25 protein-coding genes are annotated in these 24,654 nt (G+C 71.7%); 21 read left to right on the top strand and 4 right to left on the bottom strand.

Annotated features, from left to right (window positions below; genetic code table 11):
- Positions 1-37: 37 nt before the first annotated feature.
- The 7 genes from ACFWRO_RS35090 (at position 38) to ACFWRO_RS35060 (ending at position 6,733) form a co-directional block, all read left to right on the top strand.
- On the top strand, positions 38-826 hold the full coding sequence (locus tag ACFWRO_RS35090; protein WP_384518112.1) for an SDR family oxidoreductase: 789 nt from the start codon (positions 38-40) through the stop codon (positions 824-826).
- Between the two features lie 9 nt (positions 827-835).
- Positions 836-2,461 (top strand): thiamine pyrophosphate-binding protein, encoded by a 1,626-nt coding sequence (locus ACFWRO_RS35085; protein ID WP_384518109.1) that lies wholly within the window; start codon positions 836-838, stop codon positions 2,459-2,461.
- A gap of 42 nt (positions 2,462-2,503) precedes the next feature.
- The gene (locus ACFWRO_RS35080; protein WP_384518106.1) at positions 2,504-3,439 is read left to right on the top strand and encodes a PDR/VanB family oxidoreductase; all 936 of its coding nucleotides are present in this window, start codon (positions 2,504-2,506) and stop codon (positions 3,437-3,439) included.
- Between the two features lie 37 nt (positions 3,440-3,476).
- Positions 3,477-3,713: a recombinase-like helix-turn-helix domain-containing protein gene (locus tag ACFWRO_RS35075; RefSeq protein ID WP_384518103.1), complete on the top strand. Its 237-nt coding sequence runs from the start codon at positions 3,477-3,479 to the stop codon at positions 3,711-3,713.
- Between the two features lies 1 nt (position 3,714).
- Complete coding sequence (locus ACFWRO_RS35070) at positions 3,715-4,743, top strand: Rieske 2Fe-2S domain-containing protein (RefSeq protein ID WP_384518100.1); 1,029 nt, start codon at positions 3,715-3,717, stop codon at positions 4,741-4,743.
- 408 nt (positions 4,744-5,151) lie between these two features.
- Positions 5,152-6,006, top strand: coding sequence for a DUF1684 domain-containing protein (locus ACFWRO_RS35065; protein ID WP_384518097.1), 855 nt, complete (start codon positions 5,152-5,154; stop codon positions 6,004-6,006).
- Between the two features lie 166 nt (positions 6,007-6,172).
- On the top strand, positions 6,173-6,733 hold the full coding sequence (locus tag ACFWRO_RS35060) for a rhodanese-like domain-containing protein (RefSeq protein ID WP_384518094.1): 561 nt from the start codon (positions 6,173-6,175) through the stop codon (positions 6,731-6,733).
- 51 nt (positions 6,734-6,784) lie between these two features.
- Here the strand turns inward: ACFWRO_RS35060 and ACFWRO_RS35055 are convergent, their stop codons facing one another.
- Positions 6,785-7,348, bottom strand: a complete 564-nt coding sequence (locus ACFWRO_RS35055; RefSeq protein WP_384518091.1) for a GNAT family N-acetyltransferase — start codon at positions 7,346-7,348, stop codon at positions 6,785-6,787.
- 152 nt (positions 7,349-7,500) lie between these two features.
- Here ACFWRO_RS35055 and ACFWRO_RS35050 point away from each other — a divergent pair, with 152 nt between their 5' ends.
- From ACFWRO_RS35050 to ACFWRO_RS35000, 11 genes are all read left to right on the top strand, one after another.
- Positions 7,501-7,584: a putative leader peptide gene (locus ACFWRO_RS35050; RefSeq protein WP_361956324.1), complete on the top strand. Its 84-nt coding sequence runs from the start codon at positions 7,501-7,503 to the stop codon at positions 7,582-7,584.
- Positions 7,585-7,744: 160 nt separating this feature from the next.
- Positions 7,745-8,797, top strand: coding sequence for an ABC transporter substrate-binding protein (locus tag ACFWRO_RS35045; RefSeq protein ID WP_384518088.1), 1,053 nt, complete (start codon positions 7,745-7,747; stop codon positions 8,795-8,797).
- A gap of 4 nt (positions 8,798-8,801) precedes the next feature.
- Entirely contained in the window at positions 8,802-9,647 is an 846-nt protein-coding gene (locus ACFWRO_RS35040; protein WP_384518085.1) for an ABC transporter ATP-binding protein, read from the top strand.
- Positions 9,644-10,588 (top strand): ABC transporter permease, encoded by a 945-nt coding sequence (locus tag ACFWRO_RS35035; protein WP_384518082.1) that lies wholly within the window; start codon positions 9,644-9,646, stop codon positions 10,586-10,588. The genes ACFWRO_RS35040 and ACFWRO_RS35035 overlap by 4 nt, the downstream gene beginning before the upstream one ends.
- 67 nt (positions 10,589-10,655) lie before the next feature.
- Positions 10,656-12,011 (top strand): LLM class flavin-dependent oxidoreductase, encoded by a 1,356-nt coding sequence (locus tag ACFWRO_RS35030; RefSeq protein ID WP_384518079.1) that lies wholly within the window; start codon positions 10,656-10,658, stop codon positions 12,009-12,011.
- A complete protein-coding gene (locus ACFWRO_RS35025; RefSeq protein WP_384518076.1) occupies positions 12,008-13,627 on the top strand; it encodes an FAD-binding protein in 1,620 nt (539 codons plus the stop codon). The genes ACFWRO_RS35030 and ACFWRO_RS35025 overlap by 4 nt, the downstream gene beginning before the upstream one ends.
- Positions 13,624-13,992, top strand: coding sequence for a 4Fe-4S dicluster domain-containing protein (locus tag ACFWRO_RS35020; RefSeq protein WP_384518073.1), 369 nt, complete (start codon positions 13,624-13,626; stop codon positions 13,990-13,992). Before ACFWRO_RS35025 ends, ACFWRO_RS35020 begins: the two co-directional genes overlap by 4 nt.
- 59 nt (positions 13,993-14,051) lie before the next feature.
- The gene (locus ACFWRO_RS35015) at positions 14,052-14,951 is read left to right on the top strand and encodes a TauD/TfdA dioxygenase family protein (protein WP_384518070.1); all 900 of its coding nucleotides are present in this window, start codon (positions 14,052-14,054) and stop codon (positions 14,949-14,951) included.
- 221 nt (positions 14,952-15,172) lie between these two features.
- Complete coding sequence (locus ACFWRO_RS35010) at positions 15,173-15,760, top strand: SigE family RNA polymerase sigma factor (RefSeq protein ID WP_384518066.1); 588 nt, start codon at positions 15,173-15,175, stop codon at positions 15,758-15,760.
- Complete coding sequence (locus ACFWRO_RS35005; RefSeq protein WP_384518063.1) at positions 15,753-16,166, top strand: hypothetical protein; 414 nt, start codon at positions 15,753-15,755, stop codon at positions 16,164-16,166. The genes ACFWRO_RS35010 and ACFWRO_RS35005 overlap by 8 nt, the downstream gene beginning before the upstream one ends.
- A gap of 90 nt (positions 16,167-16,256) precedes the next feature.
- On the top strand, positions 16,257-17,501 hold the full coding sequence (locus ACFWRO_RS35000; protein ID WP_384518060.1) for a mannosyltransferase family protein: 1,245 nt from the start codon (positions 16,257-16,259) through the stop codon (positions 17,499-17,501).
- Here ACFWRO_RS35000 and ACFWRO_RS34995 read toward each other — a convergent pair.
- The gene (locus ACFWRO_RS34995; RefSeq protein ID WP_384518057.1) at positions 17,421-18,530 is read right to left on the bottom strand and encodes a GlxA family transcriptional regulator; all 1,110 of its coding nucleotides are present in this window, start codon (positions 18,528-18,530) and stop codon (positions 17,421-17,423) included. The two genes, ACFWRO_RS35000 and ACFWRO_RS34995, sit on opposite strands and share 81 nt — an antisense overlap.
- A 126-nt stretch (positions 18,531-18,656) precedes the next feature.
- Here ACFWRO_RS34995 and ACFWRO_RS34990 point away from each other — a divergent pair, with 126 nt between their 5' ends.
- Positions 18,657-19,580 carry an NADP-dependent oxidoreductase gene (locus ACFWRO_RS34990; protein WP_384518054.1) on the top strand — a complete coding sequence of 308 codons (924 nt, stop codon included), beginning with the start codon at positions 18,657-18,659 and terminating at the stop codon, positions 19,578-19,580.
- Positions 19,581-19,637: 57 nt separating this feature from the next.
- Here ACFWRO_RS34990 and ACFWRO_RS34985 read toward each other — a convergent pair whose 3' ends face one another.
- The gene (locus ACFWRO_RS34985; RefSeq protein WP_384518051.1) at positions 19,638-20,321 is read right to left on the bottom strand and encodes an NUDIX domain-containing protein; all 684 of its coding nucleotides are present in this window, start codon (positions 20,319-20,321) and stop codon (positions 19,638-19,640) included.
- 49 nt (positions 20,322-20,370) lie between these two features.
- Here ACFWRO_RS34985 and ACFWRO_RS34980 point away from each other — a divergent pair, with 49 nt between their 5' ends.
- Together ACFWRO_RS34980 and ACFWRO_RS34975 are read left to right on the top strand one after the other, a co-directional pair.
- Positions 20,371-21,132, top strand: a complete 762-nt coding sequence (locus ACFWRO_RS34980; protein ID WP_384518048.1) for a DeoR/GlpR family DNA-binding transcription regulator — start codon at positions 20,371-20,373, stop codon at positions 21,130-21,132.
- A 166-nt stretch (positions 21,133-21,298) separates the two neighbouring features.
- Positions 21,299-23,536, top strand: coding sequence for a sulfatase-like hydrolase/transferase (locus ACFWRO_RS34975; RefSeq protein ID WP_384518045.1), 2,238 nt, complete (start codon positions 21,299-21,301; stop codon positions 23,534-23,536).
- A gap of 18 nt (positions 23,537-23,554) precedes the next feature.
- Here the strand turns inward: ACFWRO_RS34975 and ACFWRO_RS34970 are convergent, their stop codons facing one another.
- Entirely contained in the window at positions 23,555-24,469 is a 915-nt protein-coding gene (locus ACFWRO_RS34970; RefSeq protein WP_384518042.1) for a formylglycine-generating enzyme family protein, read from the bottom strand.
- Positions 24,470-24,654: the final 185 nt, after the last annotated feature.

Raw genomic sequence — 24,654 nt, 5'->3', positions numbered from 1 at the left:
ACCGAACTGTGGGACCGACCTGTAGGAGTGATGAGTGATGGATCTGGGCCTCGCCGACCGCACGATCGTGGTCACCGGCGGCAGCTCGGGTGTCGGCCTGGCCACGGTCCGCGCCCTGCTCGACGAGGGAGCCCGCGTGGCCACCTGCGGCCGTGACGCCGACCGGCTGGACAAGGCCGCCGCCGGGCTCGGTGCCGGACGCGACCGGCTGATGACCGAGGTCTGCGACGTACGGGACCGTGACGCGGTCGCCCGATTCGTGCGCCGCGCTGCCGAGGAGTTCGGGGGCGTCGACGGGCTCGTCAACAACGCCGGGCAGTCCCGGATGAAGGGGCTCGACGACGCGACGCCCGAGGACTGGCGGGACGAGCTGGAACTCAAGTTCGCCGGGGTCCTCAACCCGCTGCACGCCGCCCGCCCGTACCTCACCGCCTCCGACGCGGCGAGCGTCGTCAACATCAACGCGGTCCTCTCGAAGCAGCCCGAGACCCGTCTGATCACCACCAGCGCCGCACGCGCCGGCATCCTCAACCTCTCCAAGTCCTTGTCGATCGAGCTGGCCGGCGACGGCATCCGGGTCAACTCCGTGTGCCTGGGGCTCATCGACACCGGCCAGTGGACCCGCCGCCACGCCGCGGCCGGCACCGGGGAGAGCTACGAGGACTGGCAGGCCGAACTGGCCGCCGACCGCGGGATCGCGCTCGGCCGCCTCGGCCGGGCCGAGGAGGTCGCGTACGCGGTCGTGACCCTGCTCTCGCCCCGCGCCTCGTACATCACCGGCACCGGCATCGACGTCTGCGGCGGCGTCGGCCGCTCCATCCTCTGAGGAGACACCATGCGTTACGACAACGGAGGAGACCTCCTCGTCGCCGTCCTGCGCGAGCTCGGCGTCGACACCGTCTTCGGCATCGTCAGCGTGCACAACCTGCCGCTGGTCGAGGCCGTCGACCGCGAACTGCGGTTCGTGCCCGTGCGGCACGAGGCCTCCGCCGTCAACGCGGCGGACGCCTACGGAAGGACCCGCGGCTCGATCGGCTGCGCGCTGACGTCGACCGGTACGGGTGCCGGCAACGCCGCCGGTTCGCTGATCGAGTCGCTGAGCGCGGGCAGCTCCGTCCTCCACGTCACGGGCCAGGTGGAGAGCGAATTCCTCGGCAGCGGACGGGGGTTCATCCACGAGACCAAGGACCAGCTCGGCATGCTCGCCGCCGTCTCGGCGTACGCGGCGAGCGTCCCCGACGCCGAGCAGGCGGGGCGGATCCTGCGCGAGGCGGCGCAGGCGGCCCTGGCCGCGCCGGGCGGTCCGGCCAGCGTCGAGTGGCCGATCGACCTCCAGTACGCGGCCCAGACGGACGCCCCCGCGGAGCTTCCCGCACGGGTCCGTCCCGCGCCCACGGCGGGTGAACTCGCGGCCGCCGGGACCCTCTTGGCCTCGGCCCGCCGCCCGCTGATCTGGGCGGGCGGCGGCGCCGCCGGCGCCCGCGACCAACTCACCCCCCTCCTTGAGGCGACCGGGGCCGGACTGCTCACCTCCAACTCCGGGCGGGGCACGGTGCCCGAGGACCACGAGCAGGTCATCGGCAACTTCGCCACCGCCCCCGCCGTGCGGGCCCTGCTCGCCGACGCGGACGTGCTGGTCACCATCGGCACGCACTTCCGCTCCAACGAGACCGCCGACTACACGCTCGGTCTCCCCACCGCGCACATCCAGATCGACGTCGACGCGGCGGCGCTCGGCCGCGTGTACCCGGTCACGCACCCGCTGCATGGCGAGGCCACGACCACTCTCGCCGGTCTGGCCGGGTACGCCCGGCCCGCCGAGGACGGCTGGCGCGAGCGCGTCGCCTCCGTCCGTAGCGAGGTACGACAGGCGCTCCACACCTCCATCGGCCCCCAGGCCGCGATCTGCGACGCCATCCGAGCCGCTCTGCCCCGCGAGGCGGTCGTCGCACGCGATGTCACGATCGCCTCCAGCAGCTGGGGCAACCGCCTCCTGGAGATGTACGGCACGCGGGACAACGTCTTCCCACGGGGCGGCGGCATCGGGCAGGGCCTCGGCATGGGCATCGGTGCGGCGCTCGCCCGGCCCGACGCGCCGACGGTCGTCATGGCGGGTGACGGCGGACTCGCCGTACACCTCGGCGAACTCCTCACCCTCGCCCAGGAACGGCCCCGGCTCACCCTGATCGTCTTCAACGACGGCGGGTACGGCGTGCTGCGCAACATGCAGGACCGCTACGGCGAACGCCGTTCGGGCGTCGACCTCACGACCCCCGACTTCGAACTCCTCGCGCGCGCCTGCGGGTTGCCCTATCTGCGGATCGCCGCCGAGGAGCACGCCGATCCCGTCATCCGCCAGGCCGTGGCCTCGCACGGGCCGACGCTCGTCGAGGTCGACCTCACGGCCCTGGGGCCGATGAAGACCCCGTTCACCCCGCCGGTCCGGATCCCGGGCCAGTAGCCCACCCCGTACCGCTCCCTCACCGGAAGGAGGCACCAGACCATGAGCGAGAACACGCTGCGGCTGATCGTCCGCCGTATGACCTGGGAGGCCGAGGGCGTCCTGTCCGTCGAACTCTCCGACCCCGACGGCAAGCCCCTGCCCGCCTGGACGGCCGGCGCCCACATCGACGTCCACGTCGGCGGCCACGTCCGCCAGTACAGCCTGTGCGGCGACCCGCAGGACGTGGGTGTGTACCGCATCGGTGTGCTCAACGAGCCCTCCTCACGCGGGGGTTCGCGTTACGTGCACACGACGCTCCGTCCCGGCCAGACCGTCGCGGTCTCCGAGCCGCGCAACCACTTCGTCCTGGAGGACGCCGACGCCTACGTGTTCGTCGCGGGCGGCATCGGGATCACACCGCTTCTCGCGATGGCCCGGGAGGCAGCGCGGCGCGGGGCTCCCTGGCGCATGGTCTACGGCGGCCGGAGCCGGGTGTCGATGGCGTTCGTCTCCGAACTCACCGCGCTCGGCGGTGATGTGACGTTCGTTCCGCAGGACGAGTCGGGCCACATCGACCTGGACGCGGCACTGTCAGGGCTCTCCGACGGCACGCTCGTCTACTCCTGCGGCCCCGAACCACTGCTTGCGGCCGTGGAGGCGCGGTGCCCTGAGGGCCGGTTGCGGCTCGAGCGGTTCGCCGCCCCGGTCGTCGAACGCACCGGGGACGACGAGGCGTTCGAGGTGGAGTGCCGCAAGTCCGGCCTCACTCTCAGCGTCGGCGCGGACACCTCGATCCTCGACGCCGCGGAGAGCGCCGGAATCGGCGTCGACAGCTCCTGCCGCGACGGGATCTGCGGCTCGTGCGAGACCCGCGTGCTCGACGGGACGCCGGACCACCGCGACTTCCTGCTCAGCGAGTCGGAGCGGGCCGCGGGCGCCACGATGATGATCTGCGTCTCGCGGTGCGCCTCCGGCCGGCTCGTCCTCGACCTGTGACCCTGACCCTGATCCCCCCGCACTCTCAGGAGACATCGTGACCGACCCCACGAGCGGCGCCTGGCCGTACCTGGACGTCCATCAGTCCCGTACGCACGAACCCACCGCCTATGAGTACAAGCTCGCGGCGACCCTCGAAGAGGTCTTCACCCACGAGGGTCACGAGATGGCCGACGTGGTGCGCGGGCTCAACGCCCGCAAGGTCCATGCCGCCGACGGCGCGCCGTGGACCGAGGAGTCCTTCCGCGCCGAGATGAACCGACTGGGAGCCTGACGTGACGCTGTCGCCCACCGCCACCGCCGACCACATCTACGCCACCGGTCTGCGCAACCAGTGGCACCCCGTCGTCCCTTCCCGCTTCGTCGCCCCGGGCGCGATGCGCAAGGTGACCGCGCTCGGCGAACAGTGGCTGCTGTTCCGCCGCTCCGACGGCGGGCTCTCCATGCTCGCCGACCGCTGCCCCCACCGGGGCGCTCCCCTGTCGCTCGGGAAGCACCTCGGTGACCGGGTGGCCTGCTGGTACCACGGCGTCGAGGTCGAGACCGACGGGACGGTCTCCTCCGTCCCCGGGCTGCCCGGCTGCAACCTGGAGGGCAAGAAGCTCGTCACCTCGCTTCCCGTGCGCGAGGTCGGCGGCGCGATCCTCGCCTACTTCGGCGACGAGGAACACCCCGAGCCGGTGGACCTGACACTGCCGGAGCCGCTGACGGACCCGGAAGTGGACGCGTTCCTCTGCTACGCCGAATGGGACGTGCCCTGGCGGTACGCCGTGGAGAACCTCCTCGACCCGATGCACGGCGCTTTCCTCCACGCCGAGTCGCACACGATGTTCGACGGTGACACGACGGCCAAGTTCCGTATCCGGGAGACCGACCGGGGCTACTTCTTCGAGAAGACCGACCAGCGGGGCGTCAACTTCGACTGGGTCGAGCTGTGCCGTACCGGTGTGGACTGGGTCGACCTGTCCATCCCGTACCCGCCGTCGGCCGGTCCCGGCGGACCCTTCGGCATCGTGGGCATGGTCTGCCCGGTGGACGCCGAGCGCAGCGGGGTCTTCTTCTGGCGCTACCGCCGTGTCGCCGACTGGCAGCGCGCGACCTGGCGCTTCCTGTACCGGACGTTGATCGAGAAGCGGCACTGGGAGGTCCTGGAGCAGGACCGCGTGATGCTGGAGGCCATGCCCGCGGACGCCGACCAGCAGGAGAACCTCTACCAGCACGACCTCGGGGTCGTACGGCTCCGGCGGCTGTTCCGGGCGGCCGCGGACACCCAGTCCTCGGCGTCGGCCTCGGCCGGAGCCTGACAGGAGAACCGCCATCGCCCATACGGGTGTGCCCCGCCCCGCCCCGCCCCGAGGTGAGACGAGGCACACCCGTACGCGGAGCTGGGCGCGCTGCTGGCCACTTCTGGTCGGTAGCCATGGGGGACTCTGGTGCACCGCACCGGAGTTGTGGTTTGCTCGACTCATGAGCCTTCTCGTGATGCGTCGACACGTGGACTACGTGCGCGTCACGACCATGGCCTGTTCCGGCTGACATCGAGGCCTCGACCCGGCGTCCGGACAGCCACGCGCTCACCCCGAACGGCTCTTGGACGCCACTCGTACGGCCTCGTCCTGCCCTGCGGCCCGTTCCTCCCGCCTTGCCTTCCGGATTTCTGGCAGTCGACACGCGGCCGCGCACACACCATCCGCATCAGCAGGAGGAGACGCATGAGCGTCGACAACGACTTGTACGAGAGCGCCGACACCGCCGGTTCTCCCGATCCGGCGCGCTTCACCGTGGAATGGGAGGAGTGGCACCGCGACAAGGACGCCCGGCTCGCCGCCGAGCACGGCTTCCTCGCGGTCACCGGTCTGCACTGGCTCTCCGCCGAGCCGCAGAGCTTCCCTGGCACGCCCGGCACCTGGTCGACGGGGCCCGAGGGCGTCACCGTCGATCTCGACGACGAGACGGAACTCGTCGTCGACGGCACGGCGGTGCGGGGGCGGCACCTCTTCGGCGTCATTCCGGAGCGCGGCGGCGTCAACGCCGTCTGGAAGGACACCGTGATCGAGGTCGCCAAGCGCGGCGGCCACGACGTGGTCCGGCCGCGCCACCCCGACCACCCGCTGCGGACCGCGTTCACCGGGACGCCCGCGTACACTCCCGATCCGCGCTGGGTGGTCACGGGCCGCTACGAGGCGTTCGACGAGCCGCGACCGACCACGGTCGGCGCGTCCGTGGAGGGGCTTCGTCACGTGTACGACGCTCCGGGCCGTATCGTCTTCCGGCTGGACGGACAGGAGTTGAGCCTGACCGCGTTCAACGGGTTCACACCCGGCAGCCTCACGGTGCTGTTCACCGACGAGACCTCGGGTGTCACCACGTACGCGGCCAACCGCCAGCTCAGTGCGGACTCGCCCGCGCCCGACGGCGCGGTCGTGCTGGACTTCAACCGCTCCACCAATCTGCCCTGCGCGTACACCGACTTCGCGACCTGCCCGCTGCCGCCGGCCGAGAACCGACTGCCCGTGGCGGTCGAGGCGGGGGAACGCATCCCCCGGGAGCGCGGACCTGTCGCCTGACGGAACCCCCAGTTGTTGCCGCGGTATGGCGACGGCATGGCGACCTCGTGACGGCACCGCACGTCGTCCCGTCGTGGCCGTGCCGCGCGCCTAGCATCTCGGGAACGGCCCTGTCACCTGCTCGGTGCAGGGCCACTCCCCCGTCGCTGCCAAGGGCAGGTTCGCCATGAGCATCTCCCCCACCCCTACCGCCACCATCACCGTCGGTCAGGCGGAGCCGCGGCTCCGCGAGCTGTACGTGGTCGACGTCCGCACCCCGGGCGAGTTCGCGTCCGGCCACCTGCCCGGCGCCGTCAACGTCCCCCTCGACCGCGTCCAGGACAGCCTGTCCGACCTGCGAGGCGCGGCGACCGACGGGACCCTCCTGCTGGTGTGCGCCTCAGGTACCCGCTCCGAGAAGGCCGTCGCAGCACTCTCCGCCCACGGACTCACCGCGTCGAGCCTCTCCGGCGGCACTGGGGCCTGGGCCGCCGCCGGCCACGCACTTGAGTTCCCGCCCGGTCCCGTACGGGCCGTCTGGGGGATGGAGCGCCAAGTCCGCTTCACCGCAGGCGCTCTGGTCCTGCTCGGCCTGGCCCTCGGGCTGCTCGTGCACCCTGCGTTCCAGCTTCTGTCGGCCGGAATCGCCGGAGGCCTGGTCTTCTCCGCCCTCACCGACACCTGCGGCATGGCAGCGGCTCTCGGCCGGCTTCCCTTCAACCGCCGGGGTGCGGCACCTCAAGCGTGATGAGTCGCTCTCATCAGGGGCGGCTTGGGGTTGTCCCGTAAAGGTTGGTCGTCACGGGGGTGCGTCGCGCAGATCCCGGATGTACCAGTCGAACCGTTCGGCGTCATTGCTCTGCGCTTGCCTGCCGGGGGTGAATCCTGCCCGCCGCGCGACTGCGGCGGATGCGGGATTCTCCGGATCGACCTGGATCACGGCCTCCTCCCCCCCTTCGGCGGCCGCGTACTGGGATGCCAGGAGGACCGCGCGGGTGGCCAGGCCACGCCCTCTCCAGGACGGATAGAGGCCGTAGGCGACATTCACCTGGCCGGGAGCCAAGCCCTCTCCTGCGAACCGCAGGTCGATCGTCCCCGCGAGCGCCCCGTCGGCGCCGGCCCGGATGCCGAAGGCGCGGAGGGGACCGGCCGTGCTCCACTGCTCCCAGCAGTGCCGGAAGTACGCCTCGACACCCTCGCGTGTGCCCGGACCGCCGTTGAGCCAGCGAACCAGCAGCTCATCCTCGCCCGCGAGGTGCGCCTCCACATCGTCCAGGCGCAGCGGCGACAGAGTGATGATCCCGTCGGACAGTCTCACTTCATGCATCCGCTGATTCTCGACGCCGAAGACGCGTCGCACCATCGGATTCCGCGGGCCGACGTCACCCGGAGCCAACTCACCTTTCGGGCCGGTTGTGAACGCCGTACTTCGCGCGTATGGCATGAGATTCAGTATGCGAGACGCGGCAGGACAAGACATTGACGTGTCCGGTTTCCACTGCAAGTCTCTTGGCCGTGAGCAGTTCCGAGAACCTCGCCGCGCGGCTCCACGTCGATCTTCGACGTCAAGCCAGCGCCATCTGTGCTGTCGGTCGATAGACCCACCGGCAGGCCTCTTTCTCCTGCCCGCCGGATTTCTTCTCCGGCCAGCTTTCCCTTCCCGCCGTTCGGCGGTTCCCATTCCCTTGCCCGGAACTCTGGCGCGCCTATTCGAATAGGCGCCATCCAGCCGTTCCATCGAATGTGAACAGGATTTTCCATGACCACGATGGCGTCGACCCGACGACAGTTCCTCACTCTGCTCGGTCTTTCCGCGGTCGCGGTGAGCTGCGGCACGTCCGCCGCGGGGACTTCCGGAAAGGGCCAGACCCGGACGCTGCGCTACCAGGGCTGGGCAGGGCAGGTCACCTTGCCGGAGCTGGCCGAGGACCTCGGCTACCTGGGGGATGTGAAGCTGGAGTGGGTCGGCAACACGATCAGCGGGCCGCAGGACATCCAGTCCGCGGCCACCGGACAGACGGACTTCGGCGGCGCGTTCAACGGCGCGGTCGTCAAACTGGCCGCGAACAAGACCCCCATCAAGGCTGTCATCAGCTACTACGGATCCGACCAGCACGCCTACAACGGTTACTACGTCCTCAAGGACAGCCCCATCCGCTCCGCCCGCGATCTGGCCGGCAAGAAGGTCGGAATGAACACGCTCGGAGCCCACGCGGAGGCGATGCTCGACATCTACCTCCAGCGTGGCGGGCTTTCCGGGGCCGAGATCGACAAGGTCGAGCCGCTGGTCGTGCCTCCGGTGAACGCTGAGCAGTCGCTGCGCCAGAGGCAGATCGAGGTGGCCGTACTCGGCGGCATTCTGCGGGACAAGGCCCTCGCGACCGGTGGAATCCGGCCGCTCTTCACGGACTTCGAACTGCTCGGCGCCTTCAGCGCCGGCACCTACGTGATGACGGACCGCTTCCTCAAGCAGAACCCCGACACGGCCCGGACCTTCGTCACCGCCGTGGGACGGGCAATCGAGTGGTCGCGCACCACTCCGCGCGCCGAGGTCATCGCCCGGATGACGGACATCGTGAAGAAGCGCGGTCGCAACGAGGACACCACACCCCTCAAGTACTGGCGGTCCTACGGCGTCGCCGAGACGGCCGGCCGGATCACCGGCAAGGAACTCCAGCTCTGGATCGACTGGCTGGCCGAGCGCGGCGACATCCAGAAGGGCCAGGTGAGGGTGGACGACCTCTACACCAATGAGTTCAACGCCTCACCGACCACCTCACCGGCCACCTCCGCGTCGACGAGCGGGAGCTGATCCCATGCCGGCATCCAACACATCCAGTACATCCCCCACACCCAAGATCGTGTTCGAGGGCATACGGAAGGTCTTCACGGTCAAGGACTCAGCGAAGTCCCGGGAGTTCACGGCCGTCGACGGCATCGACCTGGAGATCGCGGCGGGCGAGTTCGTCGTCCTCGTAGGGCCCAGCGGCTGCGGCAAGTCGACGCTCCTTGACCTGCTCGGCGGTCTCGCCCGGCCCACCGGCGGACGGATCCTGCTGGACGGCGAACCCGTCACCGGTCCCGGCCTGAACCGCGGCATCGTCTTCCAGCAGTACGCGCTGCTGCCGTGGCGTACGGCGCAGGGAAATGTCGAGTTCGGCTTGGAGGCCACCGGCGTGCCGCGCCGCCAACGGGGCGCACGGGCGCGGGAGTTCCTGGATCTGGTCGGCCTGTCCGGGTTCGAGAACCGGCATCCGCATGAGCTGTCGGGCGGGATGCGGCAGCGGGTGGCGATCGCCCGTAGCCTGGCGTACGACCCGGACGTGCTGCTCATGGACGAGCCGTTCGCCGCGCTGGACGCCCAGACCCGTGAGTCGTTGCAGGACGAACTGCTCCACATCTGGCAGCGGACGGGAAAGACCGTCGTCTTCATCACGCACAGCATCGACGAGGCCGTCTATCTGGGGCAGCGCGTCGCCGTCATGACGTCCAGGCCGGGCCGCATCAAGCAGGTCGTGCCGATCGCCCTCGGCTCCCGCGCCGACACGGACGACATCCGTTCCACTCCCGAGTTCGCACACCACCGTCACCAGATCTGGTCGCTGCTCCACGACGAAGTGGCCAGGGCCCAGCAGTTGGAGAAGCAGGAGGCATCCGTATGAGCCTCACGACCCGCACGACCGCCATCACACCCACCACCGCCTCCACCACCACCGCCACCACCGCCACCACCGCCACCACCGCCGACAAGGCTCCCCCGCCGGTCCCTGCCCGCCTCGACGAAGGCAACCGCTCCCCCGCCCGGCCGACCCCCGTCCGCCAGGCGCTGCAACGGCTGACCTCCCTCCTCGCGAAGGGCGTCACCAAGTCCGCCGCGATTGCGGCCCTCCTCCTGCTGTGGGAGACCGCTCCCCGGCTCGGCCTCGTCGACCGGACCTTCCTGCCGCCGTTCAGTGAGGTCGCCGTCGCCTGGTGGGCGCTGGCGGCCGACGGGCAGCTCGCCGACAACACCCTCGCCAGCCTGGTGCGCTCGTTCAGCGGATTCGGTCTGGCCGTGGCCGTCGCCGTACCCCTCGGTCTGCTGATCGGCTGGTACCGGCCCGTCGCCGATCTGCTCGGTCCGCTGCTCGAGGTGTTCCGCAACACCGCCGCGCTGGCCCTGCTGCCGGTCTTCGTCCTGCTCCTGGGCATCGGGGAGACCTCGAAGATCTCGATCGTGGTGTACGCGTGCACTTGGCCGATCCTGCTCAACACGATCAGCGCCGTACGCAGCGTCGACCCCACGCTCCTCAAGCTCGCGAAGTCGATGGACCTGTCCGCGCCCCGGCTCTTCCAGAAGGTCATCCTGCCGTCCGCCGTGCCCGTGATGTTCACCGGCATCCGGCTGGCCGGAGCGGGGTCGATCCTCGTCCTTGTCGCCGCCGAGATGATCGGGGCAAAGGCGGGACTCGGCTATCTGATCAACGCCTCGCAGTACAACTTCGCGATCCCCCAGATGTACGCGGGCATCGTCACGATCTCCGCCATCGGCGTGACCTTCAACCAGCTCCTGGTGGTCCTGGAGCGGCGGCTCAGCTCCTGGCGCGTGTCCCCCGGCGACTGATCCGGCCCGCCCACCCTCCCGCACGGCAACCCCATCGCCTCACCGTTCCCACGATCCGAGGAACCTCATGCCCGCGACCAGCCCCCGCCAACTGCACCTCAACGCCTTCCTGATGAACGCCGGCCACCACGACGCCGCCTGGCGCCACCCCCGTACCCAGCCCGAACGGGTCACCGATCTGCGCTACTTCCAGCAGCTCGCGCAGACCGCCGAGCGCGGGCTGCTCGACTCGGTCTTCCTCGCCGACGGTCTCGCCCTGTGGGGGAACGCCCGCTACAACGCGCTCGGCGGCTTCGAACCCCTCACGCTGCTGTCCGCGCTCGCGGCGGTCACCGAACGCGTCGGACTGATCGCCACCGTCTCCACCACCTTCAACGAGCCCTTCCACACCGCCCGCAAGTTCGCCTCCCTCGACCACATCAGCGGCGGCCGGGCCGGCTGGAACATCGTCACCTCAGGCACCGTCAACGAGGCCCGCAACTTCGGCCAGGAGGAGCACCTTGAGCACGGGCTTCGCTACGAGCGGGCCCGGGAGTTCGTCGAGGTCGCCACCAAGCTGTGGGACAGCTGGGAGGACGACGCGATCCTGCTCGACCGCGAGGGCGGCATCTACGCGGACACCGACCGGGTGCGGGAGATCGATCACCGCGGGGAGTACTTCGGGGTACGGGGTCCGCTGAACGTTCCGCGCAGCCCTCAGGGCCACCCGCTGCTGGTGCAGGCCGGTTCGTCGGAGGACGGGAAGGAGTTCGCCGCGCGGTACGCCGAGGCGGTCTTCACCGCCCAGCAGACCCTCGCGGACGGTCAGGCGTTCTACAAGGACCTCAAGTCCCGGCTCGCGCGCCACGGCCGCGGCGAGGACCAACTCCTTGTGCTTCCGGGCATCGCTCCCGTCATCGGCTCGACGGAGGCAGAGGCTCGCGCGCTCGAGCAGGAGCTGACGGAGCTGCAGATCCCCGAGTACGGGCTCGCCCAGCTGTCCGGGATGCTCGGCACCGACCTGACGGGGCTGGCGCTGGACGGGCCGCTGCCCGAGCTGCCCGAGGAGCGGGACATCAATGGCAACAAGAGTCGCTTCACGCTCGTCGCCGAACTCGCCCGCCGCGACGGACTGACCGTACGCCAGCTCATCGCCCGGCTCGGCGCCGGACGCGGTCACCGCGTCTTCGCCGGCACTCCGGAGCAGATCGCCGACGAACTCCAGGAGTGGTTCACCGAGGGCGCCGCCGACGGCTTCAACATCATGCCGCCCCTTCTGCCGAGCGGGCTTGAGGACTTCGTCGACCAGGTCGTGCCGATCCTTCAGCAGCGCGGCCTGTTCCGTACGGAGTACAGCGGCCGCACGCTGCGCGAGCACTACGGCCTCGCCCGCCCCGCCAACCGGCTGGTCGCGGCGGCCGCGCCAGAGGGGCGATCCGCATGACCGGACTCGACCTCACCACGGACGTCCTGGTGGTCGGCGGCGGCCCCGCGGCGACCTGGGCGGCGCTCAAGGCGGCCCGGGCCGGGGCGGACGTGGTCCTCGCCGACAAGGGCTACTGCGGCACGAGCGGCGCCACCGCTTCGAGTGGCACCGGGGTCTGGTACGTCCCGCCGGAACCGGCGGCGCGCGAGGCGGCCATGGCGAGCCGGGAGGCGCTGGGCGGGTTCCTGGCCGACCGGCGCTGGATGGCGCGGGTGCTCGACCAGACGTACGCGGGTATGAACGAGCTCGCGGCGGCGGGGCGCTACCCCTTCCCGACCGGGCCGGACGGACAGCAGCTCAGGAACGGCCTGCAGGGGCCGGAGTACATGCGCAGGATGCGGATCCGCGTCCAGCGGGCCGGGGCGCGCATCCTCGACCACAGCCCGGTGACGGAGCTGCTCACCGACCCCTCCGGGGCGGTCGCGGGCGCCCTGGGGCACCGGCGCCAGGCCGGACAGGCGTACCGGGTGCGCGCCGGGGCGGTCGTCCTGGCCACCGGCGGCTGCGCGTTCCTCAGCGGTGCGCTGGGCTGCAACGTCAACACCGGTGACGGTGCCCTGTTCGCCGCGGAGGCGGGCGCGGAGCTGTCCGGCATGGAGTTCTCCAACGCGTACGGCATCGCGCCCGAGGGCACCTCCGTCACCAAGACCGCGTTCTACTCCTTCGCCACCTTCTACCGCGAGGACGGCACGGTCCTGGAGGGTGCGGCCAGCCAGGGCGGCCGGTCCGTCATCGCGAGCACGCTGCTCAGCGAGAAGGTGTACTGCCGCCTGGACCGGGCGGACGCGGCCGCGCGGCACGCGATGCGGCTGGCCCAGCCGAACTTCTTCCTCACCTTCGACCGGCTCGGCATCGATCCCTTCACCCAGCGCTTCGCCATCACCCTGCTCGCCGAGGGCACGGTGCGCGGCACCGGGGGCATCCGTATCACCGGAGACGACTGCTCGACCACCGTCCCCGGGCTCTACGCGGCCGGGGACGCCGCCACACGCGAGGCGATCTGCGGCGGATTCACGGGCGGTGGCAGCCACAACGCCGCGTGGGCCATCTCCTCCGGCACCTGGGCGGGCCAGGGCGCGGCCCGCCACGCCTTCTCGCTCGGCTTCCGCTCCTCTGCGCGCCGTACGGTCCCGGCGGGCGGGGCCGGGCTCCGGCCCACAGGGACACCGGGCGTGGCCGGCAGCTTCCGTGAGGTGGTCGGCGCGGTGCAGGCGGAAGTACTGCCGTACGAGAAGAACTATCTGCGCCACGGCGAGCGGCTCACCGCCTCCCTCCGGGTCCTCGACGGCGTCTGGGAGGAGCTGCGGGCCACGCTGCGCGCCGAGGGTGGGGACGTGGTGCGGGCCCGGCAGGCGGCGGCGATGGCGGCACACGCCCGCTGGATGTACGCGGCGGCGCTCGCCCGCACCGAGACCCGAGGCATGGCGAAGCGGCTCGACTTCCCTGCCCAGGACCCCGGGCAGCACCACCGCATCGTCACCGGCGGCCTCGACCGGGTGTGGACCCGGCCCGAGCCCCTGACCACCACACCGGTGACCACCACACCGGACGTGCCCCTGGAGGTGGCCTCGTGATCGAACTGGTCTCGGCGGAACGCTGCATCACCTGCGACAAGTGCATCAAGGTCTGCCCCACGGACGTCTTCGACCGGGGTGAGGACGGCGTGCCGGTGCTCGCCCGCCGCGACGACTGCCAGACCTGCTTCCAGTGCGAGGCGAACTGCCCCGCCGACGCGCTGTACGTCTCGCCCCGGACCCGTCCCCTTGCCGCCGACGACCCCGCGCGCGACGAGGAACACCTGGCCCGTACCGAACTGCTCGGCAGCTACCGCCGGCACATCGGCTGGGGACGCGGCCGCACACCCGGCGCGCTGCGCGCCGTCGGCCCGTCCCTCGGACCGCCCGGGGACAAACGCCCCTCACTGCCCATCACCTCCTGATCGCCTCCTGACCACCTCCTGATCGCCCTTCTGATCGCCCTCCTGAAAGGACCCCTTCCATGACCACCAGTACCGGCTTCGAAGTCCGCAGGATCGGAGGCCGTATCGGCGCGGAGATCCTCGGCGTGGACCTCGGCGCCGACCTCGCCCCCGCCGTCGTCTCCGAGATCAACTCCGCGCTCCTGGAGCACAAGGCGCTCGTCTTCCGCGACCAGCGGCTCGACGAGGCGGGCCAGCTCCGCTTCGCGTCCCTCTTCGGCGAGCTCACGACCGCGCACCCGACCGTGCCGTCCGTCGAAGGCCAGCCCCAGATCCTGCCGGTCGACGGCGACGAGGGCATCCGCGCCAACCAGTGGCACACGGACGTCACCTTCGTCCGTACGCCGCCGAAGGCGTCCACCCTGCGCGGCATCGTGGTACCGCCCTACGGCGGCAACACCCTCATCGCCAACTCGGGCGCCGCCTACCAGGACCTGCCCGTGCCCCTGCGGGAACTGGCCGACAAGCTGTGGGCGGTGCATACGAACGACTACGACTACGCGGCCCCGAAGAGCGAGAAGGCGGCCGAGCACCGCAAGCGGTTCGTCTCCCGGAGGTACCGCACCGCCCACCCGGTCGTCCGGGTCCACCCCGAGACCGGGGAGCGGGGGCTGTTCATCGGCGGCTTCGCCCAGAGCATCGTCGGGCTCAGCCCCTCCGAATCCCGCGACCTGCTGCGCATCTTCCAGGCGTACGTCACCCGTCCCGAGAACGTCCTGCGCGTGGTCTGGCAGCCGGGCGACCTCGTCCTGTTCGACAACCGGATCACCCAGCACTACGCCCCCGACGACTACGGCGACCTGCCGCGACTGCTGCACCGCGTGACCGTCGCGGGCGACGTCCCGGCCGGTGTCGACGGCACGCTCAGCCACGTCATCGAGGGCGACGACGCCGGCCACTACACCCCTGCGGCGGTCTGAGCCCCGGAGGAGTCCGGACCTTCCAGAACACACATCGAGGCGCCTGACCTGGGTTTTCCCCGGTCAGGCGCCTCTCGTGCGTCTATCTGCGGCCTCCCCGGACGCGTGTCCTCCGGATTCGGTTGCGTGATCACGATCACTCTTGTTCCTGGGATTCCGTGTCAACCGGGAGACCCACGGCAGGCGTATGCGGGGTGTAGTCGGAGATCCGGGAGAGTTTGTTGACCGTCGAGGAGTTCGAAGAATTCTACGCCCACGCGGTGGCGCGGCTCACGGGCCAGTTGTACGTGATGCTCGGCGACCTGCACGAGGCGCAGGACGTCGTGCAGGAGGCCTTCGTCAAGGCCTGGAACCGGCGGCGGCAGCTCGACCGGGACGGACAGCCCGAGGCGTGGATCCGCACGGTCGCGTGGCGGCTCGCGGTGAGCCGCTGGCGGTTCCGTCGGCGTACCACCGAGGCGTGGCGGCGCGGCGGAGCGCCGCCGTCGGTCGAGGGCCCCGAGCCGGACCACCTCGTGCTCGTCGACGCGCTGCGCGAACTGCCGCCGCAGCAGCGGCGCACCCTCACTCTGCACTACCTGTGCGACCTGAGCGTCGACCAGGTCGCCGCCGAGACCGGTCTGTCGTCCGGCACGGTCAAGACCCACCTGTCCCGCGGCCGGGCGGCACTCGCCCACCGGATCGAGGACCCGCGGGGCGTACGCCCCCGCACCGAAGACCAGCGGGGCGCGCGCACCCGCACCGAAGACGAGCGGGGCGAGCACCCCCGTACCGACCACCCGTCCGGCGAGGAGGCAACCGGTGAATGAGTCCCGTGACCCGTCCCACGACGACCCGTCCTTCGACCCGCTGAGGTCGCTCTTCGAGGCAGCCGCCGACGCGGGCCGGGCCCGCGCCTCCTACCCCCCGGCCGCCGAGATCAGCTCCCGCGGGCAGCGTGTCCACCGGCGCCGACTCGCGGCCCTTGCCGTGGGCGCGTGCCTCGTCCTGGGCGGCGGGGGCGCCGCGCTCGCCACCCTGCTGCCCGGCTCGTCGCAGCCGGTCGTGCCCGCGATCACCCCGTCGGTGAGCGGCCCGACTCCGTCGAGTACGAGTACGAGCACGAGCGCCACCCTCCCGCCCGCCGTCGGCACCACCACCTCCCCGCCGCCGACCCCTCCCGGCTCCATCGCACCGGGCGCCACGACCACGGCGCCGCCCGGCGGAGCCGACTAGCCGTACCCCACCCCACCCTTCCGGGACCGCCACCGCACATCAGGCCGTCCCGCGCCCCGCCACGCCCTCCGAGAGAAGCAGACGCCCCCTATGGCCCTCATAGAACGAGATGTCCGGAACCCCGCACCGGCGGCGCCACCGGCAGCTATCCGCGAGCCCGGCCCGTCGACCGGGCGACGCCGCCTCCGCCTCAGCCTCCGCCTCGATGCAGGCGACCGTGACGTCCTGACGCTCTATCTGTTCACCCGCGTCGCGCTCCTCCTCACCGCGTACTGCACGGCCTGGCTCTTCCCTCGCGATCCGGAAGCCCACCACCCGGAGCCGTTCGCGGCCGTCGTCGGACAGTGGGACTGGAACCACTACCTGAACATCGCCCGCGACGGCTACTTCCCCGACGACCCGGCGGCGCGGCCCGCCGAATGGGACAACAGGGAGGCCTTCTTCCCCGGCTTCCCGCTCCTCCTGAGGGCGCTGCACCCCTTCGTACGCGACTGGACCGCCGCCGGACTCCTCATCTCCTTCGTCGCCGGAGCCGTCGCGGTGGTCGCCCTCGGCCGCATCGCCCGGCTCCACCTGCCCCAGGTGGCCGATGCCCGCCGGGCCGCGCTCCTCCTGCTCGTCTCGCCGTGCGCCGTCTTCCTCGCCGTCGGCTACACCGAGTCCTTCTTCCTCGCCTTCGCCCTGCCGGCCTGGCTCGCCGCACAGCGCCACGACTGGCGGCTCGCCGCGCTCCTGACGGCCTGTGCCACCACGGTGCGCGTGAGCGGGCTCTTCCTCCTCGCCGCACTCCTCGTCCACTTCGCCCTGACAGCCGGCCAGGCCCGTCGGCGCGCCGAACTGCGCCAACTGCCATGGCTGGCCCTGCCGGCGCTCCCGCCACTCCTCTACTTCTGGTACCTGTACGGGCACACCGGCGACTGGATGGCCTGGAAGCACGCCCAAGAGCGCGGCTGGTACCGCGAGTTCCACGCCCCCTGGGAGGCCTGGAGCACCACCTGGGAGGCCGCCTTCGACCACGGCTACACCGCCCCGTACGCCCTCCTCTGGCAAGCTGAGCTCATCGCCATGGGCGTCGGCCTGGTCATCGTCGTTCTTCTCGCGCGCGCCCGCCGTTGGCCCGAGACCGTCTACATCGCGCTCAGCCTGTGGGCCCTGGGCACCTCGTACTGGTACATGTCCATCCCCCGCGCCACGCTCCTGTGGTGGCCGCTGTGGATCGGCCTCGCCTGCTGGGCCTCCCGCAGGCCCCGGCTCTCAACCGGCTGGCTCTGCCTGTCGGTTCCGCTCTCCGTCGTCCTCGCCGTGGCCTTCTTCTCGGGACGCTGGGCGGGCTGACCCGCCGCCGGGCACGTACACAGCGCCGACCGGGTCGGACGCGCCGAACGCGCGCCGGTAGGCGGCGGGTGAGACGCCGAAGGCCGTTCGCATGTGCGCGCGCAGGGAGTTGCCTGAGCCGATGCCCGCCCGGTGTGCCACGAGGTCGATGGGGAGGTCGGTGGTCTCCAGGAGCTGCTTGGCCAATTCCAGGCGCTGGGCCGTGAGCCACTGCACGGGCGTCATCCCTACCTCGTCCCGGAACCGCCGGGTGAACGACCGCAGGCTCATCCGGGCGTGCTCGGCGAGCCGGGCGAGGGTGAGCGGCTCCCCGAGGTGTTCGAGGGCCCAGGCGCGCGTCGCGGTCGTGGTGGCGAGGGTCGGCTCGGGCACGGGCCGGTCGATGAACTGGGCCTGCCCGCCGTCCCGCCACGGCGGTACGACGCACATGCGGGCAGCCCGGTTGGCCGCCGCGGCACCGTGGTCGCGGCGGATCATGTGCAGGCACAGGTCGACCCCGGCGGCCACACCGGCGGAGGTGAGGACGTCGCCGTCGTCGACGAAGAGTACGTCCTCGTCGAGCTTGACCTCGGGATACGCCTGCCGGAACTCGGGGGCCAGATTCCAGTGGGTGGTGGCCGGCCGCCCGTCGAGCAGACCCGCGGCGGCGAGCACGTACGACCCCGAGCAGATGGACACCAGGCGCGTGCCTGGCTGGATCCCGGCGATGGCCGCGGCGACCTCTGGCGGCAGCGGGCCGCCGCGCCCCAGCTCCGGCATGGCGTGCGTCGGCGGTACGACGACGGTGTCGGCGGCGGCGAGCGCTTCGGGGCCGGCGGCCGGCTGGACGACGAAACCGGCGTCGCTCAGGACGGGCGTGCCGTCGGCGGTGCAGACGGTGACCTCGTACAGGGGGCGGCCCTCGTCGTCCTGGACGCTGCCGAAGACCCGGGACGGGATGCCGAGCTCGAAGGGCGGTACCCCGGGCAGGGCGAGCACCGCGACGCGGTGCGGTGTCGGTGTCGGTGTCCTCAGGGGCCTCTCGTCCATGGCCAAATCCTGGCACATAGTGGCCCGAGGGCCAACACCAGGCAGGGCCGGGAGGCGGGATCGTGAACGAGTAGCCGCCGGAGAGGTTCCGGCGGACGCCGATCGAGAAGGAACGAGGCGGAGAGCATGCGCGCGGTGGTCGTGGAGCAGTGGGGCGGTCCGGAGAAGCTCGTGGAGCGCGAGGTGGAGCGCCCGGAGCCGGGCCTGAACGAGGTGCTGGTGCGGGTGCACGCCGCCGGTGTGAACCCGGTGGACTGGAAGACCCGCGCGAGCGGCGCCCTCATCGAGTGGGGCGCGCTGCCGATCGTCGGCTGGGACGTCTCCGGCACGGTCGAGGCGGCGGGGCCTGGCGTCGGGCACCTCCGCCCGGGCGACGAGGTCTTCGGAATGCCGCTCTTCCCGCGCCAGGCGGGCGGATACGCCGAGTACGTCGTGGCGCCGGCCCGTCACCTCGCGCCGAAGCCATCGTCCCTCACCCACGTGGAGGCCGCGGCTCTGCCGCTCGCCGCGCTGACCGCCTGGCAGGCCCTCGTCGACGCGGCGGACGTACAGCCCGGCGAGCGCGTGCTCGTGCACGCCGCGGCCGGCGGCGTGGGTCACCTCGCCGTCCAGATCGCCAAGGCACGCGGGGCGTACGTCATCGGCACCGCCAGCGCCGCCAAGCACGAGCTGCTCCGGGAGCTCGGCGCGGACGAGGTGGTCGACTACCGCGAGGCCCGGTTCGAGGACGTCGTCTCCGACGTCGACATCGTCCTCGACGCCCTCGGCGGTGAGACGGCCGAGCGTTCCGTGAAGACGCTGCAGACCGGGGGTCGGCTCATCACCCTCCCCGGCCCGGACGACGTGCCCACCGCCCCCGACGGTGTACGGGTCGCATGGGTCCTGGTCGAGCCCGACCACCTGGGCCTGCGCGAGGTCGCCGCCCTGGTGGAGAGCGGCGCGCTGCGCCCGGTCGTCGACACGGTCCTGCCGCTGTCCGAGGCCGCGAAGGCCCACGAACTCGGCGAGCGGGGCCGTACCACCGGCAAGATCGTCCTGTCGGTCGTCTGACGCCTGGCAGGACGGCAGGACGGCTAGGGCGGCGGCCTGGGCGCGCGGCCGGGCGGGTCACCCCTGCGGGGCGAAGGGCCCGTGGAGGGCGGCCCATTGCAGCAGCAGGACGGTCTTGCCGTCGGCGATGCGCCCGTCGAGGGTCATGGCGAGGGCCTCGGTGAAGGGGAGTTCCAGCACCTCGATGTCCTCGCCCTCGGCCTCGACTCCGCCGCCGGCCCCGGTCCGGTCGGCGGGGGTGTACGGGGCGGCGAAGAAGTGGAGGCGCTCGGTGACGGAGCCGGGGCTCATGTAGGAGTCGAGGACGTGCGTGAGCGGCCCGAGGTCGACACCGAGCTCCTCGGCGCTCTCGCGCCTGACGGCGGTGTCCGGGTCGTCGGCGTCGAGCAGTCCCGCGGCCGCCTCGATGAGCATGCCGTCGGGGTGGCCGTTGACGTAGGCGGGGTAGCGGAACTGCCGGGTGAGCAGGACGCATCCACGGCCGGTGTCGTACGGCAGGACGACCGCGCCGTTCCCCCGGTCGTACGTCTCGCGCTGCTGGGTCTCCCAACGTCCGTCGCGGCGACGGTAGTCGAAGGTGGTCCGCCGCAGGACGTGCCAGCCCTGCGAGGTGAGTTCGACGTCGCGGACGACGACGTCCGGGTTGCGGCGCAGGTCGCGTCCGGCCCGGTCGAGACCGGTGCGGCCCCGGTGGTCGGGGGTGTCGACGCCCGGGAGTGCGGGTGTGGGTCGGTCGGTCATGGGGCGCTACAGTACATGCAGAACCGTGCAGAAACAGGAGAGAGTGTGCATGCTGGCTGCTGAGCGACGCGACCATCTGCTCGCCCTGCTCGCCCGCGAGGGCAAGATCGTCGCCAAGGACGTCGCCGCCGACCTGGGGATCTCCGAGGACAGCGTGCGGCGCGACCTGCGCGACCTCGCCGCCGAGGGACTGTGCCAGCGGGTGTACGGGGGCGCACTGCCCGCTTCCCCGGCGGTGGTCGACTACGCGGCCCGGCATGCGGTCGCCCCGGACGGCAAACAGAGGGTCGCGGCGCTGGCCGCCGGCCTGGTGCGGCCGGGCTGTGCCGTGATCCTCGACGGCGGTACGACCGCCCTGGCCGTCGCCCGGGCCCTCCCGCCGGAGCTCGACTGCACGGTGATCACGCACAGCCCCACGATCGCCACGGCTCTCCTCGACCACCCACGGGCCGAGCTCTTCCTCCTCGGCGGCCGCGTCTTCAAGCACTCGGCGGTCACGTGCGGCGCCGCCGCCGTCGAAGCGGCACAGAACGTCTCCGCCGACCTCTGCCTGCTCGGCGTCACGGGCGTCCACCCCGAGGCGGGGCTGACCACCGGCGACGCCGAGGAGGCGGCGATGAAGCGCGCCTTGTCCGCGCGGTCCGCGGACACGTACGTCCTCGCCTCCTCCGAGAAGATCGGCACGGCGTCCCGCTTCCGCGTGCTGCCCTGGGGGAAGGTCACGGCCCTCATCACGGACGCCGCCCCGCACGACCCCGTCGTGGAGCAGATCAAGGCGCTCGGCGTGGAGGTCCTGACCGCCCACCAGTGACGGGTGGCAGGCCGCCGCTTCGGCTCTCGCCATCGGGTCGGGTGCCGTCACATGTTCTTCATGGCGTGTGCATGGTCCTGGTACGGCTCCCCCGCGCATGATCGGCGGAACGCCCGCCCGCCGCCCGCACCCGTATCCCCATCCGTATCCGAGGAGCAGTCTCGCCATGTCCAACCGCCGTGCCTTCCTGGCCGGTTCGACCGCCGCGCTCGGTCTGGCCGCCGTCACCGCGACCGCCGGCCCGGCAGGCGCGACGCCCTCCGCGACCGTTCCTGATACGAGGGAGGGCTCGGGTACCCGGCCGCCGAGCTTCGTCGTCATCCTCGCCGACGACCTCGGTTACGGAGAGCTCGGCGCGTACGGCCAGAAGCTGATCACCACCTCCCGCCTGGACCGGATCGCCGCCGAGGGGCTCCGCTTCACCGACGCCTACTCCACCGCAGCCGTCTGCGCCCCGTCACGCGGCTCCCTGCTGACCGGACTCCACACCGGCCACGCCACGATCCGCGCCAACCCCTCCTCCGGCGGCCAGGGTTCGCTCACCGCCGACGACACCACGTTCGCCGAGGTGCTCCGGGCCCGCGGCTACCGCACCGCCGTCATCGGCAAGTGGGGGTTCGGACCGGAGGCCGCCGGACAGGACAGTCACCCGGCCGCCCGGGGCTTCGAGGAGTTCTACGGCTACATCGACCACAGTCACGCGCACCAGTACTACCCCGCGTACCTCTGGCACAACGACGTCAAGGAACCCATCCCCGCCAACGCCGGCGGCGTGAAGGCGGTGTACGCCCCGGACCTCCTGGAGCGGCGCGCACTGGAGTTCATCGGCAGCCACGCCTCCGAGCCGTTCCTCCTGCTGCTCACCCCGAACGTCCCGCACGCCCCCAGCGACATCCCCGACTCCAGTGCCTACGCCGACCGGAGCTGGACGGCCGCGAACAAGGGGCACGCGGCCCAGGTCACGTACTTCGACTCGCTCGTCGGCAAGGTGGTCGACCGGATCCGGGAGTTGGGGCTCGAGCAGGACACGATCGTCCTCGTCACCAGCGACAACGGCCCGCACGAGGAGGGCGGGGTAAACCCCGACCTCTTCGACGCGAACGGCCCGCTGCGCGGCTACAAGCGCAACCTCTACGAAGGCGGCGTACGCGTCCCCCTCGTCGCCTGGGGCCCCGGCCGGGTCCGGCAGGGCACGAGCGACCGCCCCACCCCGCTGACCGACGTGCTCCCCACCCTGGCCGAGCTCGGCGGCGCACCCTCCCCCACCGATGTCGACGGCCTGTCCGCCGCCCCCGTGCTCGCGGGCAGCGCGGACGCGGCGCGCCATGGGCACTTGTACTGGTTCCGCGACGAGCGGGGCGTCACCAGCCGGGCCAACGCGCAGGACGGCGGGCGGGCCACCTGGCTCGCCGAGGCCGTCCGCAAGGACCACTGGAAGGCCGTACGCTTCGCCCCCGAGCGGGACCGCAACCTCCCCGACGCCCAGTGGCAGGTGGAGCTGTACGACCTGGCCACCGATCTCGGCGAGACGCGGAACATCGTCGACAAGCACCCGGCCAGGGCGGCGGAGCTGGTGGCGTTGATGCGCTCCTCGTGGAAGGACGCGTACCCGCGCATCCCGTTCGGGGCCCGTCTGACTCTTCCCTCCCTGGCCGTTCCCGGCCAGGCGTTCACCGTGAAGGGCACGCTCGCCAACGGTTCCTCCCGCCCGTGGACCGCGGCCTCGCTCGCTCTGCGCGCCCCTGCCGGCTGGAGCGTGACCCTCACCTCCCCGGCGACCGCGGACCAACTCGCCGCCGGGGGACGGCTCACCGCCTCCTGGCGGGTCACCCCGCCCGCGAACTCCGCCCCGGCGAAGACCTGGACGCTCGCCGCGGAGGGCAGCGCCCTCACCCCGGCCGGCCCGGTCCGCTACCCGGCCACGGGCACGGTCCCGACCCCGCCCGCTGCCCCCACCCGCGACTCGTACCTCTCCGACCTCGCCTGGATCAGCGCCTCCAACGGCTGGGGACCGGTGGAGCGCGACGCGTCCAACGGCAAGAACGCCGCCGGTGACGGCCCGTTGATCTCCTTCGCCGGTACGACGTACCCGAAGGGCCTGGGCGTCCACGCGCCCAGCGACATCGCCTTCCATCTCGGCGGCGGCGCGGTCCGGTTCACCTCGCTGGTCGGCATCGACGACTTCTCCGCCAAGCAGAGCACCCTCGGCTCCACGCGCGCCAAGGTGTACGGAGACGACCGCCTGTTGCTGACCACCCCGACTCTGACGGCGGCCACCGGCCCGGTCCCGGTCGACCTGGACGTGCGCGGCGTCCGCGTCCTGCGGCTCGTGGTCGAGGACGCCGACAACCGCACGTCCTTCGACCACACCTCCTGGGCGCTGGCTCACATCACGGTGACCTGACTCTTCCCCGCGATGGTGCTACGCGAGGTCGGCGGCCACCCGGAACCCCATGTTGCCGGTCGAACTGTCTGGCGTGTTGGAGCTGCGGGCGGCCACCCGGTAGCGGTTGCAGTACGAGTCGTGGCACAGGTACGAGCCGCCGCGCATGGCCCGTGAGCCCCCCTCGCCGGGGGTGAACGGGTCCGCGCACCACTCCCAGACGTTGCCGACCGTGTTGTAGAGCCCGAAGCCGTTGGGGCGGAAGGACTTCGCGGGGGCGGTGCCCGCGTAGCCGTCGGCGGCGGTGTTGAGGGTCGGGAACTCGCCCTGCCAGATGTTGCACATGTGGCGGCCGCCGGGCGTGAGCTCGTCACCCCATGGGTAGCGGCGCTGTTCCAGGCCGCCGCGGGCCGTGTACTCCCATTCGGTCTCGGTGGGCAGGCGGGTGCCCGACCAGGCGCAGTAGGCCACGGCGTCGTGCCAGGACACGTGGACGACGGGGTGGTCCTGCCGGTCGGTCACCTGCGAGCCGGGGCCTTCAGGTTGGTGCCACGAGGCGCCCTCCACCGCCCGCCACCACGGGACGCCCTGTACGGGCGGGGACACGGCGGACACCTCCTCTCCGAGGAAGGCCCCGAAGGTGAAAGAGAAGCCGAAGCTCTCGGCCTCGGTGACGTGTCCGGTCGCCTTGACGAACGCGGCGAACTGGGCGTTCGTCACGGTCGTCGCCGCGATCCGGAAGGGTTCGACGACCGTCTCCCGGACCGGCCCCTCGGCATCGTCCGGAAACCCTTCCGGGTCGTCGGTGCCCATGAGGAAGCGCCCTCCGGGGAGGGCGAGCAGCTGCCGGGCCTCCCGGGAGGGCGGGAGCGGCCGGCGAGGCGGTGCGAGGGTCGCGACGGGGACGTCGGCGTGACCTGGGGTGCAGCACGTGGGCCGGGTTCCTGCTGCCATGGCGACGAGCGTAGGCGAGCGGGAGCACCCGTTCCATGTACGGCGGATGAAATGGGGAGCCGGTCGGTGAGCGCCGTGATTGCCCCCCCCCCCGGCGGGGGCGGTGGGGGAAGGGAGTGGGGGGGGGTTTGGGGGGCGCGGGCCAACCCGGGGGTGTGGGGGGGGGGGGTGGCGGTCGCGGGCAG

The organism is Streptomyces sp. NPDC058579 (assembly GCF_042718575.1).
GTDB lineage: Bacteria > Actinomycetota > Actinomycetes > Streptomycetales > Streptomycetaceae > Streptomyces.
The sequence above is the reverse complement of the archived record's forward strand: the minus strand, read 5'-3'. Positions and strand labels throughout refer to the sequence as shown.

Bases quoted from the DNA above. Each gene is read 5' to 3' on its own strand.
- ACFWRO_RS34985 (WP_384518051.1), bottom strand. From the start codon at position 20,321: ATGACCGACCGACCCACACCCGCACTCCCGGGCGTCGACACCCCCGAC.
- ACFWRO_RS35055 (WP_384518091.1), bottom strand. From the start codon at position 7,348: ATGGTGCGACGCGTCTTCGGCGTCGAGAATCAGCGGATGCATGAAGTG.
- ACFWRO_RS35045 (WP_384518088.1), top strand. From the start codon at position 7,745: ATGACCACGATGGCGTCGACCCGACGACAGTTCCTCACTCTGCTCGGT.
- ACFWRO_RS35090 (WP_384518112.1), top strand. From the start codon at position 38: ATGGATCTGGGCCTCGCCGACCGCACGATCGTGGTCACCGGCGGCAGC.
- ACFWRO_RS35035 (WP_384518082.1), top strand. From the start codon at position 9,644: ATGAGCCTCACGACCCGCACGACCGCCATCACACCCACCACCGCCTCC.
- ACFWRO_RS34980 (WP_384518048.1), top strand. From the start codon at position 20,371: ATGCTGGCTGCTGAGCGACGCGACCATCTGCTCGCCCTGCTCGCCCGC.
- ACFWRO_RS34975 (WP_384518045.1), top strand. From the start codon at position 21,299: ATGTCCAACCGCCGTGCCTTCCTGGCCGGTTCGACCGCCGCGCTCGGT.
- ACFWRO_RS34970 (WP_384518042.1), bottom strand. From the start codon at position 24,469: ATGGCAGCAGGAACCCGGCCCACGTGCTGCACCCCAGGTCACGCCGAC.
- ACFWRO_RS34995 (WP_384518057.1), bottom strand. From the start codon at position 18,530: ATGGACGAGAGGCCCCTGAGGACACCGACACCGACACCGCACCGCGTC.
- ACFWRO_RS34990 (WP_384518054.1), top strand. From the start codon at position 18,657: ATGCGCGCGGTGGTCGTGGAGCAGTGGGGCGGTCCGGAGAAGCTCGTG.
- ACFWRO_RS35085 (WP_384518109.1), top strand. From the start codon at position 836: ATGCGTTACGACAACGGAGGAGACCTCCTCGTCGCCGTCCTGCGCGAG.
- ACFWRO_RS35065 (WP_384518097.1), top strand. From the start codon at position 5,152: ATGAGCGTCGACAACGACTTGTACGAGAGCGCCGACACCGCCGGTTCT.
- ACFWRO_RS35080 (WP_384518106.1), top strand. From the start codon at position 2,504: ATGAGCGAGAACACGCTGCGGCTGATCGTCCGCCGTATGACCTGGGAG.
- ACFWRO_RS35040 (WP_384518085.1), top strand. From the start codon at position 8,802: ATGCCGGCATCCAACACATCCAGTACATCCCCCACACCCAAGATCGTG.
- ACFWRO_RS35060 (WP_384518094.1), top strand. From the start codon at position 6,173: ATGAGCATCTCCCCCACCCCTACCGCCACCATCACCGTCGGTCAGGCG.
- ACFWRO_RS35000 (WP_384518060.1), top strand. From the start codon at position 16,257: ATGGCCCTCATAGAACGAGATGTCCGGAACCCCGCACCGGCGGCGCCA.
- ACFWRO_RS35030 (WP_384518079.1), top strand. From the start codon at position 10,656: ATGCCCGCGACCAGCCCCCGCCAACTGCACCTCAACGCCTTCCTGATG.
- ACFWRO_RS35015 (WP_384518070.1), top strand. From the start codon at position 14,052: ATGACCACCAGTACCGGCTTCGAAGTCCGCAGGATCGGAGGCCGTATC.
- ACFWRO_RS35025 (WP_384518076.1), top strand. From the start codon at position 12,008: ATGACCGGACTCGACCTCACCACGGACGTCCTGGTGGTCGGCGGCGGC.